This is a genomic window from Arthrobacter sp. UYCu712 (assembly GCF_040547005.1).
GTDB lineage: Bacteria > Actinomycetota > Actinomycetes > Actinomycetales > Micrococcaceae > Arthrobacter.
On sequence record NZ_JBEPOZ010000004.1, the window covers coordinates 33,283 to 47,260 of the forward strand.

Below are 13,978 nucleotides of genomic sequence, written 5' to 3' on the forward strand. Positions count from 1 at the left end.
GCAGCCCCCGACGGCGCCCGCGACGGGGGCCTGTGACGGGATCTCCGGCGGGTCCTGCGGCGGGACCGCCCGGGCCCTGCCCGCGAATCAGCCGGAGGCGCTAAAGTAGTTGTATGCGTGCGCTCCTTCTGCTTAGCTAGCCGCCCGGCATCCCGAAGGGAACTCGGAATGTCGAGCGGCAGCCCCTCCATGTCGAGGGGCTTTTGTGTGTCTGGCGCTCTTTAGTGCCGGCAGCAGGGGAGCAGGGGCCAGAGCGGTACAGGCCCCGGCGGCAAGGACTTGACGGTAATCAGGCTTGAAGAACAGAAGAGGCCAGCAGTGAGCGTTCAGCCGGAGACAGAGACCGGAACAGCAGGAGTCGGAACGGAAAGCCCCGAAGAGGGTGCCTACAGCTTCGCGGCGATGGAAGCCAAGTGGCCGCAGGTATGGGAGGACCTCAAGGTCTTCACGCCCGTCGACGACGGTTCCAAGGAACGCCGCTACGTGCTGGACATGTTTCCCTACCCGTCCGGCGACCTCCACATGGGCCACGCCGAAGCGTTCGCGATGGGCGACGTCGTCGCCCGTTACCTGCGTCAGCAGGGCTACGACGTGCTGCACCCGATCGGCTGGGACTCCTTCGGGCTCCCGGCGGAAAACGCCGCCATCAAGCGCAACGCCCACCCCAGCGAGTGGACCTACGCCAATATCGAGACCCAGGCGGCGTCGTTCAAGCGCTACGCCATCTCGGCTGACTGGTCACGCCGGATCCACACCTCCGACCCGGAGTACTACCGCTGGACGCAGTGGCTGTTCAAGCGGTTCTACGAGCGCGGCCTGGCGTACCGCAAGAATTCACCGGTCAACTGGTGCCCCAAAGACCAGACCGTGCTGGCCAACGAACAGGTGGTCAACGGAGCGTGCGAGCGTTGCGGCACGCCCGTCACGAAGAAGTCCCTAAACCAGTGGTACTTCAAGATCACCGAGTACGCAGACCGCCTGCTCGATGACATGGACGATCTCCGCGGCCACTGGCCCGAGCGCGTCCTGGCCATGCAGAAAAACTGGATCGGCCGCTCCGAGGGCGCGCACGTCCGCTTCGTCATCGAGGCCGACGGCGACAAGCCCGCCAATGAGGTCACGGTCTTCACCACGCGACCGGACACCCTGTACGGAGCCACGTTCTTCGTCGTCGCTGCCGATGCGCCGATCGCCGTCGAACTGGTGACCGGGGAGCACGCCGCGGCCCTGGCCGCCTACCGCGAGCAGGTCAAGGCGCTCTCGGAAATTGAGCGCCAGTCCACGGAGCGCGAGAAGACCGGTGTGTTCACCGGCCGCTACGCCACGAACCCGCTGACGGGCGAAAAACTGCCCGTCTGGGCCGCAGACTACGTCCTGGCCGACTACGGCACGGGCGCGATCATGGCGGTTCCGGCCCATGACCAGCGCGACCTCGACTTTGCCAGGACCTTCGACCTGCCGGTCCGGGCTGTCCTGGACACCGGGGACGAGGATCCCGCCGTCAGCGGCGTGGCGACCTCGGGCGAGGGAATGCTGATCAACTCCGGGGCGCTGGACGGACTGCCCAAGGCAGACGCCATCCCGGCCGCCATCGCGTTCCTGGAGCAGCAGGGTACGGGGGAGAAGTTCGTGAACTTCCGGCTGCGTGACTGGCTCTTGAGCCGGCAGCGTTTCTGGGGCACGCCGATCCCGATCATCCACTGCCCGGCCTGCGGCGAGGTTCCCGTCCCGGACGAGCAGCTGCCGGTTGAACTGCCGGCCGGGCTGCGCGGCGAGGACCTGTCGCCGAAGGGTACGTCACCGCTGGCCGCGGCCGAGAGCTGGGTCAACGTCGAGTGCCCCACTTGTCAGGGGCCGGCCAAGCGGGATACCGACACCATGGACACGTTCGTGGATTCGTCCTGGTACTTCCTGCGGTTCGTCTCCCCGCAGTACACCGAAGGCCCGTTCGATCCCGCGAAGATCAACGACTGGATGCCGGTCGGCCAGTACGTCGGCGGCGTCGAGCACGCCATCCTGCACCTGCTTTACGCGCGGTTCTTCACCAAGGTGATCCACGACCTGGGCCTGATCGAGGCCGACGAGCCCTTCCGGGCCCTGCTGAACCAGGGGCAGGTGCTCAACGGCGGCAAGGCCATGAGCAAGTCGCTCGGCAACGGTGTGGATCTCAGCGAGCAGCTCGACAAGTTCGGCGTCGATGCGGTCCGCCTGACCATGATCTTCGCCTCCCCGCCGGAGGACGACGTCGACTGGGCGGATGTCTCGCCGTCGGGCTCGGCGAAATTCCTGGCACGGGCCTGGCGGCTGGGGCAGGACGTCACGAGCGCGCCCGGCGTCGACTTCTCCACCGGCGATCGTGCCCTGCGCACCGTCACCCACCGCACCATCGCCGACGCCGAAGCCTTGCTGGACCACAACAAGTTCAACGTCGTCGTGGCGAAGCTGATGGAGCTGGTGAACGCGACCCGGAAAACCATTGACGCAGCCACGGGCGCCGGCGGCGCGGACCCGGCGGTCCGCGAGGCCGTCGAGGCCGTCTCGGTCATCCTGAGCCTGTTTGCGCCGTACACGGCCGAAGACCTGTGGAACGTGCTGGGACACCCGGCCTCCGTAGCGAACGCCGGCTGGCCCACACACGACGAGGCGCTCCTCGTCCAGGACACGGTCACCGCCGTCGTCCAGGTCCAGGGCAAGGTGCGGGACCGCCTGGAGGTTTCGCCGGGGATCGGCGAGGACGAACTGCGCGAACTGGCCCTTGCGTCGGAAAACGTCCAGCGCGCCCTCGACGGGCGCGGCATCCGCACCGTCATCGTGCGGGCGCCTAAGCTGGTCAACATCGTTCCGGCATAACCCGGACGGGCCAATCGATACCGGCCGCCGGCGCAAGCCGGCGGCCGGCTCAAAAGTACTGACCAGGACTGCAGGAGGTGCTCCGTGCCCGACCGCGAGCCAGCAGGATGGCCGTGGCTGAGGGAGCGCGTCAATCGGCTCCGCCAGGCCACGCGGCCCGGAACCGTTCCCGCTGCCCCCGCCCCCGAGGTGCGGACCGCCGTGGTCACCGACTCGGCGGCCGCCCTGCCCACCGACTGGGTGCGGGCCCTCACTGCGGACGGCCGCCTGACGGTGGTGCCGATGCCCGTTATGGTGGGCGCCGAAATCTACGGCGAGGGCGAGGACGACATCTCCGACACAATCGCCCTGGCCATCGCCTGCGGCCGGCCCGTCAAGACCTCCCGTCCCTCGCCGGGACAGTTCGAGCAGGCATACCTGGCCGCGCAAAAGCGGGGTTTCAGCTCCGTCGTATCCGTACATATCTCCGGTGAACTGTCCGGAACGGCCGACTCCGCCCGTCTCGCCGCGGCACGGGTGGGCATACCGGTGGAGGTCGTGGACTCGCGCACCGTCGGGATGGCCCTGGGGATGGGCGTGCAGAGCGCCGTTGTCGCCGCGGCAGACGGCAGGAACGCCGCGGACGTCCGGGCTTTCGCCGAGGAACGGCTGGCCCGCACCAAGGTCTACTTCTATGTGCCGAGCCTTGAGCAGCTGCGCCACGGCGGACGGATCGGTGCCGTTGCCTCGCTCTGGGGCACCGTGTTCTCGATCAAACCCATCCTGGGGGTCGAGGACGGGAAAATCGTTCCGCTCGAAAAGGTCCGCTCGGCAGCCAGGGCTGTGGCCCGGCTGGAAGAAATCGTCGCGGCCGATGCCGCCGCCAGGCCGGCCGGACGGGCCCGCATCGCCGTACACCATTTCGGCAACCCGGCAGAGGCCGAAAGCCTCGCGGCACGCCTCGCCGTCCTGCTGCCGGATTGTCCGGCCGCGCAGACCAGTGCCCTTCCGGCTGTGCTGGCCGCCCACGCCGGGCTCGGCGTGCTCGCCGTGATTGTGGGGGAGAGCAGCACCCCGGCGGTTCCGGCGCCGGTCCCGCCGGCGCTTTCCACATAGCACGGGCCGTACATGGGCTTCCGGCCGGGGAGTCCCTAGCGTTGATCCCATGTCACTCCGGAACCAGGCTCGCCGGGATCAGGGAACTGAACCGCCCGCCGACGCCGCCGTTGCCCGGCACCGGCTGTCAGCGACCCTCGGCGGGCCATCCGGTGCCGGACGATCGTCCGGGCTGTTGGAGCTTCCGACGGCGGCCGGCACCCCCGGGGACCCCCGCGGCGGGCGGCGTCCGGCGGTAGCGGGGCCGCGGCGCCGCACCGGGCTGAGGGCTGCCGCGCTGCTCGGTGCCGTCTCTGCCGTGCTGGGAGCCTGGTTCTGGTGGCACGCTGCCACGGGAGCGCCCGAGGTGGTGCCGCTCAGTGAGGTCTCGTCCGCCGGGGCCCAGGAGCCGGACACGGACGGAAACACCGCCTCGAATACCGACGGGAACAACGACGGGAACACCGACAGCGCGCCGTCCCGGGCTGGTCCGGGCACGGAGGCCGCCGGGATCACGGTCCACGTGGCCGGCGCGGTGGTGCGGCCCGGCATCGTTGCGCTGCCGGCGGGAAGCCGTCTGCACGAAGCCATCGCCGCGGCGGGCGGCGCCACGGGGACCGGCGACCCGGACCGGCTCAACCTGGCCGCTGTCCTGGACGACGGCCAGAAGATCATCGTCCCGGAAAAGGGGCAGCCGGACGCCGCGCCGCGCGACGCCGGGGACCCGGGCGACGCCGGGGAATCGGCCGGCGCCGCCAGCGGCGGGACAACGGGAGGGACCGCGGGCGGGAAGATCAACCTTAACTCAGCAGGTGTCGAGGAGCTCGCGACGCTCCCTCGGGTCGGACCGGTACTGGCCCAGCGCATCGTGGATTGGCGCAAACAGCACGGCCGGTTCCAGGCCGTCGAAGAGCTCGATGCGGTGGACGGGGTCGGACCCAAGCTGCTTGAGGCCCTGCTGCCGCTGGTCAGGGTCTGAGATGGCAGGGTCTGAGATGGCAGGGGAGAGCCGCTGGCAACGCTACGTCGATGCTGCCGTCGGCGGCCCGCATCCGGCAGGGCGCGGCGGTCGTCAGGAGGCCGGGCATAAACCACCCCCGCCTGTCCAGGGGGCCGGGTCCCGGCCGGCGGAGCGGGCACGGAACGGCCGGCAGACGGAACTCCGCATCCGGCTCCGGCTCCGGGACCGGCACACCGGCGCTGCGGCCCCGCCCCGGGCCGGAGCGGACCGTTCCGGGAAAGCCGCCCGCCGCACGGACCTCCGCCTCGTTCCCGCGGCGCTCCTGGTCTGGGCCACTGCCGCCGCGGGCGGCTGGCTGGACCCGCGCGCGCTGGCGGCCCTGTGCACCGGCCTGCTCGTGGCCTCCGGGGCGTTGCTGCTCCTGATGAAGGTCCGCTCCGGACGCGAGGCCGGCCGCGCCCAGGCCGCCCGCCTGGACCGGGCTGCGCCTCGCAGTTTGCTCGCGACGGCGGCTGTGGCCCTCCTGCTGTCGGCCGTGGCGGGCTCCCACTCAGCCGTTGCCTCCGCCCAGCGGCACGACGCCGACTTCGCCGCCGCAGCGGCCGCGCACAGCGCCGTCGTCGCGGAACTCGTTGTGGCAGGCGAACCGCGGCCGCTCAGGACGCCGGGAAGGTCCGGGCTCGCCGACCGATGGGCAGTGCCGGCCACGCTGACCGCCATGGATTTCGATTCCCGAAGGATCCGGGGCACCGCCAAAATCCTTGTGCTGGGCGGCCCGGACTGGGCACTCGCCATGCCCGGCCAGCGGATTAGGACGACGGGAAAACTCCAGGCCGCCGAACCCGGCCGGACGGAGGCAGCCGTACTTTCGGCGTCCTCGGATCCGCGCACGCTTGAGGACCCGGGCGCCGTGCAACAGGGCGCCGCTTCGCTCCGCGCAGGATTCTCCCGCGCAGCCGGCCGCTTCGACGGTGAGTCCCGCGGGCTGCTGCCCGGGATGGTCACCGGGGATACCAGCAGGCTGGACCCGGAGCTGGACCTTGCTATGAAGACGGTGGGCATGACCCACCTGACAGCCGTCAGCGGAGCCAACTGCAGCCTGGTCCTGGGCGCGCTCCTGCTGGGTGCCCGCAGCCTCCGCCTCGGCCGGGCCTGGGCGGCGGCCGTGTGCCTGGCCGGATTGGGTCTGTTCGTGCTCATGGTGGGGCCGGATGCCAGTGTCCTGCGTGCCGCCCTGATGGGGGCCATAGGCCTCGTCTCCCTGGCGGGCGGCCGGACCGGGCGCGGCCTGAGCTTCCTGTCCCTGGCCGTTGTCGGCCTGTTGCTGGTCGACCCGGCGCTGTCCACCAGCTTCGGGTTCCTGCTCTCCGTGCTCGCAACACTCGGCATTGTGACGGCGGCCCGGCCCATCATGGCGTGGCTGCAGCCGCCCGTGCCGCGCTGGGCGGCGGCCGGCCTCGCCGTGCCGCTATCGGCGCAGACCTTCTGCGGCCCGGTGATCGTGCTGCTGCAGCCCCAGTTTGCGACGTATGCCCTGGCCGCCAATGTGGCAGCCGCCGCGTTGGTAGCACCCGTCACCCTGCTGGGTACCGCCGCCGTTCCGCTCGTGCCGATCGCCCCCTGGCTCGCGGACGCGCCCCTGGCGGTTGCGGCTGTCTTTGCCGCCGGGGTCGCCGGCATAGCCCGCTTCTTCGCCGGTCTCCCCGGAGCCGCCCTGCCCTGGCCCGAGGGATTCTTTGGGATGTCGACGATGGTGATGTTCTCCGTGGCCATCCTCACCGTGGTCTGGCTGGTCCTGCATCCGGGGAGGTCCCTCGCGCTGGCCCGGGCTTCCCACGAGCGGACTGTCGAAATACTCGCCCGGTCCCGGGGCTGCCAGCTCTTTCGGAGGAGGGCTCGGGGGCGGCGCCGCCGCGGCTTGGTTGACCGGTCGGGCCGTGGCACGCTTAGAGTCTGCAAACCAACTTCCGGGAGGAATCACGAGTGGCTGCTGCCCAGACCCAACGCGCCAGGAGCGGCGCGTCGAACACCGCCACCTGGCGCGATGTGATGCCGGCCGCCGTAGTGCTGGTGGGCGGTCCGGAGGATTACCTTGGCTCGCGCGCCATGGACCGCATCCGCACCCAGGTCCGTGCCGCGGCGCCCGACGTCGAAGTCACCCGGCTCAACGCCGGCAGCTACGAGCCGGGCTCCCTGGCCATGAATGTCAGCCCGTCCCTGTTCGGCGAGCAGAAGCTCATCGAGGTCGAGGGGCTCGAGGCCATGAACGATGCCTTTCTGGCGGACGGGCTGAAGTACCTGGCCCGGCCCGAACCTGACGCCGTGCTGGTCCTGCGGCACGGCGGCGGCGTGCGAGGGAAGAAACTCCTGGACGCCATCAAAGCCGGCGGCTGGCCGGTGGTTGACTGTCAGCCGTTGAAGAAGGACGCCGACAAGATCGCCTTTGTCAACGGAGAGTTCAAGGCAGCGGCCCGGCGCATCGACCCCGACGCGGTGCACGCGCTGGTCAACGCGGTCGGCGCGCACCTGGCGGAGCTGGCGGCCGCGTGCAGCCAGCTGATCGCGGATGCCGCCACAGGAGTGGACGCTGCCATGGTGGACCGCTACTACGGCGGCCGCGTGGAGGCCACCGCGTTCAAGGTTGCCGATGCCGCCCTCGCCGGGAACGGCCCGCTGGCCCTCTCCACACTCCGGCATGCCCTGGCCACCGGCGCCGACCCGGTCCCGCTCGTCGCCGCGCTGGCCGCGAAGCTGCGCACCCTCGCCAAGGTTGCTGGAGCGCAGGGCTCATCGGCGCAGATCGCCAAGCAGCTGGGGATGCAGCCGTGGCTCGTGGAACAGGCGCAGCGCGAGGTCAGGCGCTGGACCCCGGAGGGACTGGTCCGCTCCATCCAGGTGACGGCCGAGGCGGACGCGCAGGTCAAGGGGCTCTCCCGCGACCCGGTCTACGCCGTGGAACACGCCGTCACCGTGATCGCGACTTCAGTCCGGCGCTGACACCCGGGCGCTGACACTGGAACGGCGCCGACACCGGCGCCGACACCGGCGCTGGCCAGCGGCGCCGACACCGGGCCGGTGCAGGGCCGGGGCCGGCGGGACCGTTCCCGCCGCCCGGACCCGGACGGGCTTGGCTCTGGCTCTGGTTCTGACCCGTTAACTGGAAGTGGCCGGCACCCTGGGGTGCCGGCCACAATCATCAGTTCAGTTGAACTGGAAACCTTACAGCGCGTTGACCTTCTTGGAGATGGCCGACTTGCGGTTTGCAGCGTTGTTCTTGTGGAGAACGCCCTTGCTGACAGCCTTGTCCAGCTTGCGGCTGGCGGAAAGCAGTGCAACAGCTGCAGCATCCTTGTCAGTGGACTCAACGGCAGTGTTGACGGCGCGGATGGCCGTCTTCAGCTCGGACTTGACTGCGTTGTTGCGCAGGCGTGCCTTTTCGTTGGTGAGGATGCGCTTCTTCTGGGACTTGATATTAGCCACGTGTGAACTCTCTTTTTCAATGCGGAAAATGGTCTAGAGGGCTTTCAGATTGGCCATTGACTGAGCGGCGTGGGGATACCTATGGCGACCAACCATATGTGGCCGTCGACCTGCACGGACACACAGCTGTCAATAATAGCAGAGACGCCGCCGCCGTGACGATCCTGCAGCGCAGATCCGGGGGACGGGAGCCCTGCCTAGGACCAGCCGTGCCGTGTCCGCAGTGCCGCGGCGATTGTGTTGAACCGCCTGGCGTCGAGGATGGCCCCTTCACGCCGGACGTCCGCCGGGTTGATCTGCAGGATCCGGTCCAGTTTCGCCTCGCTGGGACGCGATTGCCGGTCCCAGGGTCCGGTGCCGATGTCGACGTAGTCATCCGCGTGCCGCGTGCCGCCGTCGTGGTCCTTGCTGGTCAGCATGAGCCCCAGCAGATACCGCCCGTTGCTGCCCACCAGCAGGACGGGCCGGTCCTTGCCCTGTGAGTAGTCCTCCTCATAGGGCACCCAGGTCCAGACCACCTCGCCCGGTTCTGGGAGGCCGTTGGGCGATGGCGCGTAGCGGACTTTCGCGGTCGCCCGGAAATCCCCCGGGTAGGTTCCGGACGTTCCGCCGGTGCCGGCAGCCTTTCCGTGGGCCTTCGCTGCGCCGCTCCGGGGCGTGGCGGCCTTTCCCCGGACAGGGCCGGAGCTGCGCGGCGCCGGACCGGAAAACCTGTCCAGGAGCCGCAGGGTGGAACGGACCGCATTGCCGATTGAGCGAAGGTTAAAAGCCATGGGCCAAACTTTACCGGCAGCCCCCGCCGGGCGGGCATGGGTGCAGCTGGCCGCAATGCACTCCCCGGCGCCCGGACGTGGGAGACTATAGGTTCAGAGTTGCGGCGCGTCGCAGGCTGGGAAACCAGCCCCCGCGCCGATCTGTGGAAAAGCCAACAGTATTGCCAACAGTAAGGACCCTGCGTGTCTCCCATGGCCCGCACCGCCCCGGTGCCCGCGGCAACAGATCCGGCCATCATCCGGAACTTCTGCATCATTGCGCACATTGACCACGGCAAGTCCACACTGGCCGACCGGATGCTCCAGTACACCGGCGTCGTCCAGTCCCGTGACATGAAGGCCCAGTACCTGGACCGCATGGACATTGAGCGCGAACGCGGCATCACCATCAAGTCCCAGGCCGTCCGTATGCCCTGGGAACTCGACGGCACCAGTTACGCACTGAACATGATCGACACCCCCGGCCACGTGGACTTCACCTACGAGGTCTCCCGCTCGCTCGCGGCCTGCGAAGGCGCTGTGCTGCTCGTGGACGCGGCCCAGGGCATCGAGGCCCAGACCCTCGCCAACCTCTACCTGGCGATGGAAAACAACCTCACGATCATCCCGGTCCTGAACAAGATCGACCTCCCGGCCGCACAGCCCGAGAAGTACGCGGCGGAACTCGCCAGCCTGATCGGCGGCGACCCCGATGACGTCCTCCGCGTCTCCGGCAAGACCGGCATGGGCGTCGAGGTCCTGCTCGACAAGATCGTCCGCGACCTGCCGGCGCCAATCGGCGACCCGAACGCCCCGGCCCGCGCCATGATCTTCGACTCGGTCTACGACACCTACCGCGGTGTGGTCACCTACGTCCGCGTGGTTGACGGCATGCTGCATCCCCGCGAACGCATCCAGATGATGTCGACCCGCGCCACCCACGAACTCCTCGAGATCGGTGTCAGCTCCCCGGAGCCCACCCCCTCCAAGGGCCTCGGCGTCGGCGAAGTGGGCTACCTCATCACCGGCGTGAAGGACGTCCGCCTGTCCAAGGTGGGCGACACCGTCACAAATCTGGCCAAGCCCGCCACCGAGTCCCTTCCCGGCTACGCAGACGCCAAGCCGATGGTGTTCTCCGGCCTGTATCCGCTGGACGGCACGGACTACCCCGTGCTCCGCGACGCGCTGGAGAAGCTGATGCTCAACGACGCCGCGCTGGTGTACGAGCCCGAAACCTCCGCAGCGCTGGGATTCGGCTTCAGGGTGGGATTCCTGGGCTTGCTGCACCTGGAAATCACCCGCGAGCGGCTCGAACGCGAATACAACCTGGACCTGATTTCCACCGCACCCAACGTGGAATACGAGGTGACGCTGGAGGACAAGAATATCGTCCACGTCACGAACCCCAGCGAATACCCCACCGGCAAGATCTCCGAAGTCCGCGAGCCGATGGTTTCCGCCACCATCCTGGCGCCGAACGAGTTTGTCGGCGCCATCATGGAACTGTGCCAGAGCCGGCGCGGCGTGATGGGCGGCATGGACTACCTCTCCGAGGACCGGGTGGAGATCAGGTACCGCCTGCCGCTGGCCGAAATCGTCTTCGACTTCTTCGACATCCTCAAGTCCAAGACCCGCGGCTACGGGTCGCTGGACTGGAAGGCCGACGGCGAGCAGGTGGCCGACCTCGTCAAGGTGGACATCATGCTCCAGGGCGAGCAGGTTGACGCCTTCTCGGCCATCACACACCGTGACAAGGCCTACGCCTATGGCGTGATGATGACGGGCAAGCTGCGCGAACTCATTCCGCGGCAGCAGTTCGAGGTGCCCATCCAGGCAGCCATCGGCTCCAGGATCATCGCCCGTGAAAGCATCCGCGCCATCCGCAAGGACGTGCTCGCCAAGTGTTACGGCGGTGACATCACCCGAAAGCGCAAACTGCTGGAAAAGCAGAAGGAAGGCAAGAAGCGCATGAAGATGGTGGGCCGCGTCGAGGTCCCGCAGGAAGCCTTCATCGCCGCCCTCACGACGGACGAGTCCAAGGACAAGGCCAAGAAGTAGCGGTGCTTGTGATGACTGTCCCCCTGATGGCGGGCACGGCCCGTGCCTAGCGTTCTTCCGCTGGGCGACCCGGCACCGCCGGACGGGCTGCTGCCCGGCCAGGCGCTCGAGGGCGCCGCGGCCCGGGACTTCGGCCTGTACGTACACATCCCGTTCTGCGCCGTGCGCTGCGGCTACTGCGACTTCAACACCTACACCGCCACGGAGCTCGGCGGCGGGGCCTCCCAGGACGCTTACGCCGGCACCGCCGTCGCGGAAGTGGAGTTCGCCGCCCGCGTCCTGAACGAAACAGGGCTGCCGGACCGTCCGCTCAGCACAGTCTTCTTCGGCGGCGGCACACCCACCCTGCTCCCGGCAGAGGACCTGGCCCGCATTCTGGCTGCCGCCATCGGGGCGTGGGGCCTGGCGCCCGGCGCCGAGGTGACCACGGAAGCGAATCCGGACTCCGTTACACCCGAATCCTTGCAGCTGCTGGCCGACGCCGGGTTCACCAGGGTCTCCTTCGGGATGCAGTCGGCGGTCCCGCACGTGCTGAAGGTCCTGGACCGGACCCACACACCCAGCCGCGTCCCGCAGGTGGTCCAGTGGGCCCGGGAGGCCGGGCTCGCCGTCAGTCTCGACCTGATCTACGGGACGCCGGGGGAGTCGCTCGATGACTGGCGGTACTCGCTGGAGACCGCCTTGTCCTACGGCCCGGACCACATCAGCGCCTACGCGCTCATCGTCGAGGACGGCACCAAGCTCGCCGCCCAGATCCGGCGCGGCGAAGTGCCCGGAATCGACGACGACGACCACGCCGCCAAGTACGAACTCGCCGACGAACTCATTTCCGCCGCCGGCCTCGGCTGGTACGAGGTCAGCAACTGGGCCCGCACCCCGGAGCAGGCCTGCCGGCACAACCTCGCCTACTGGCGCGGTGACGACTGGTGGGGGATCGGCCCGGGGGCGCACTCCCATGTGGGCGGCGTGCGCTGGTGGAACGTCAAGCACCCCACCGCCTACGCGAACCGGCTGGGTTCCGGGCTGTCACCCGGCGCCGGGCGGGAGACCCTGGACCCGGAGACCCGCAACGTGGAGCGCGTCATGCTCGAGGCCCGGCTGAACACCGGGCTGGAGATCGCCAGCCTGGGCGGCCTGGGGGACACCGGGCGGCACGCCGTGGCCGGGCTGATCGCCGACGGCCTGGTGGATCCGGCCGCGGCCTTCAGGGGCCGGCTGGTGCTCACGCTTAAAGGCAGGCTGCTCGCCGACGCCGTGGTCCGCCGCGTCCTGCCCGACTAGCGGGCAAGGCGGCCCCGCCCCCTACTTGATCCAGCGGAGGTTGAACTCGTAGCGGTGCGGCTGGCCACGGTTGACGTGGATGCCCGCGGCGACGGAGAAGCACGTGACCGCAATCCAGATCACGGTGGCGAGGACGGCGAAGAGGTTGCCCACGACGGGTACGAAGACCAGCAGGTTCGCGAGCACGGCGGCGATCGTCGGGGGCAGCGTGAAGCTGAGGGCTTCCTTGGACTCCTGCGCCGTGAACGGGCCGCGGTCCTTGAAGATCAGGTAGATCAGCAGCGAGGGTACGCAGCCGAGGATACCGCCAAAGTGCGCCAGCGTGGCCCACCGCCGGTCCTCGCTGGCCGTCAGCGGCAGCGCATTGGCGGGAACGCCATGGTACGGGGGTTGGCCATGGCCGGCCTGGTTGCCCGTGTGGTCGCGTGCGTCATCTGCCACGGTTTTCGTCCTTCGGATTGCTGTGATGCGTTGTTGCCTGCAAGTGCCAGGGCCGCACAGGATGCGCAGCCGCCGATCCAAGAATACTTGCTTCGACCCGGAAACGCGGATAGGGCCCTCAGGGAACAGTCAGGAAATCGATGACTTCTTCGACCCGGCCCAGCAGGGACGCCTCCAGATCGGCGTAGGTGCGGACGGCGCCGAGGAGTTTCTGCCAGCCCAGGCCGATATCCTCCTTGGTGCTGTGCGGCCAGCCGAAAGCGGTCAGGATGCCGGTCTTCCAGTCCACGCCCCGCGGAATCACGGGCCATTTCTCGATGCCCAGGACTGCGGGACGGATCGCCTGCCAGACGTCCACGTACGGGTGGCCGACGATCAGGACGTTGCCGGCCGCGCCGGGGGAGGCCATCACGGCGTCGGCGATCCGGGACTCCTTGGAATCGGGGACCAGGTGGTCCACCAGCACCCCGAGCCGGCGGCCCGGACCGGGCCGGAACGCAGCGACGGCCGCCGTAAGGTCATCGATGCCGTGCAGCGGCTCGACGACGATGCCCTCGACCCGGAGGTCGTCGCCCCAGACCTTTTCCACCAGCTCGGCGTCGTGCTTGCCTTCCACCCAGATCCTGCTGGCCTTGGCGACCTGCGCGCGCTGGCCCTCAACGCGGAGCGAGCCGGACGCCGTGCGCCCGCCGCCCGCCGGTGTATGGGCGGGCCGCGGCGCCGGCGGCATCAGCCGGATCGGCGAGCCCTCCAGCAGGAACCCGAAGCCGAGCCGGAAAGACCGCGACTTGCCCCGGCGGTCCTCCAGGGCCACGACGTACATCCCGCCGGACTTCTCCACCCGGGTGACGGCGCCCACCCAGCCCGACTGCACGTCCTCGAGCACCATCCCGCGTTCCACGGGGACTTCGGGCAGCTCGGCCTTGGCGGGGGCGGACAGGTCCTGGGGGCCCCAGTTCTGGTACGACATCTGTTACACACTGCCTTGCGTTCGGAATATTACGGCGGGCTGTGCCCGAAAACACCAGCCCCGGGAAGAACGCCCGGAGCGAATCCAATGCTAACAACGCGGCGACTCATA

General features: G+C 69.1%; 11 protein-coding genes. 7 read left to right on the top strand and 4 right to left on the bottom strand.

Going from position 1 to position 13,978, the window contains the following annotated elements; translation table 11 throughout:
- The first annotated feature begins 318 nt into the window (after positions 1–318).
- The 5 genes from leuS to holA all read left to right on the top strand — a co-directional run bounded on the left by leuS (position 319) and on the right by holA (position 7,882).
- Entirely contained in the window at positions 319–2,850 is a 2,532-nt protein-coding gene (gene leuS, locus ABIB51_RS05480) for a leucine--tRNA ligase (protein ID WP_354186255.1), read from the top strand.
- Positions 2,851–2,934: 84 nt separating this feature from the next.
- Entirely contained in the window at positions 2,935–3,945 is a 1,011-nt protein-coding gene (locus ABIB51_RS05485) for a DegV family protein (protein WP_354186257.1), read from the top strand.
- Between the two features lie 49 nt (positions 3,946–3,994).
- Positions 3,995–4,903, top strand: a complete 909-nt coding sequence (locus tag ABIB51_RS05490) for a ComEA family DNA-binding protein (protein ID WP_354186259.1) — start codon at positions 3,995–3,997, stop codon at positions 4,901–4,903.
- A gap of 1 nt (position 4,904) precedes the next feature.
- Positions 4,905–6,935: a ComEC/Rec2 family competence protein gene (locus tag ABIB51_RS05495; protein ID WP_354186261.1), complete on the top strand. Its 2,031-nt coding sequence runs from the start codon at positions 4,905–4,907 to the stop codon at positions 6,933–6,935.
- On the top strand, positions 6,869–7,882 hold the full coding sequence (holA, locus tag ABIB51_RS05500; protein ID WP_354186263.1) for a DNA polymerase III subunit delta: 1,014 nt from the start codon (positions 6,869–6,871) through the stop codon (positions 7,880–7,882). Before ABIB51_RS05495 ends, holA begins: the two co-directional genes overlap by 67 nt.
- Positions 7,883–8,104: 222 nt before the next feature.
- Here holA and rpsT read toward each other — a convergent pair whose 3' ends face one another.
- Both rpsT and ABIB51_RS05510 read right to left on the bottom strand, forming a co-directional pair.
- Positions 8,105–8,365 (bottom strand): 30S ribosomal protein S20, encoded by a 261-nt coding sequence (gene rpsT, locus ABIB51_RS05505; protein ID WP_018773112.1) that lies wholly within the window; start codon positions 8,363–8,365, stop codon positions 8,105–8,107.
- A gap of 197 nt (positions 8,366–8,562) precedes the next feature.
- Positions 8,563–9,138, bottom strand: coding sequence for a type II toxin-antitoxin system PemK/MazF family toxin (locus ABIB51_RS05510; RefSeq protein WP_354186265.1), 576 nt, complete (start codon positions 9,136–9,138; stop codon positions 8,563–8,565).
- A gap of 183 nt (positions 9,139–9,321) precedes the next feature.
- Between ABIB51_RS05510 and lepA the strand changes: the two genes are divergently transcribed.
- On the top strand, positions 9,322–11,175 hold the full coding sequence (gene lepA, locus ABIB51_RS05515) for a translation elongation factor 4 (protein ID WP_354186267.1): 1,854 nt from the start codon (positions 9,322–9,324) through the stop codon (positions 11,173–11,175).
- A gap of 42 nt (positions 11,176–11,217) precedes the next feature.
- Positions 11,218–12,456: a radical SAM family heme chaperone HemW gene (gene hemW / locus ABIB51_RS05520; protein ID WP_354186269.1), complete on the top strand. Its 1,239-nt coding sequence runs from the start codon at positions 11,218–11,220 to the stop codon at positions 12,454–12,456.
- A 21-nt stretch (positions 12,457–12,477) separates the two neighbouring features.
- On the opposite strand, the gene ABIB51_RS05525 is transcribed toward hemW, so the two are convergent.
- Positions 12,478–12,897, bottom strand: a complete 420-nt coding sequence (locus tag ABIB51_RS05525; protein ID WP_354186271.1) for a DUF4870 domain-containing protein — start codon at positions 12,895–12,897, stop codon at positions 12,478–12,480.
- Between the two features lie 118 nt (positions 12,898–13,015).
- On the bottom strand, positions 13,016–13,867 hold the full coding sequence (locus tag ABIB51_RS05530) for a DUF3097 domain-containing protein (RefSeq protein ID WP_354186273.1): 852 nt from the start codon (positions 13,865–13,867) through the stop codon (positions 13,016–13,018).
- Positions 13,868–13,978 lie beyond the last annotated feature (111 nt).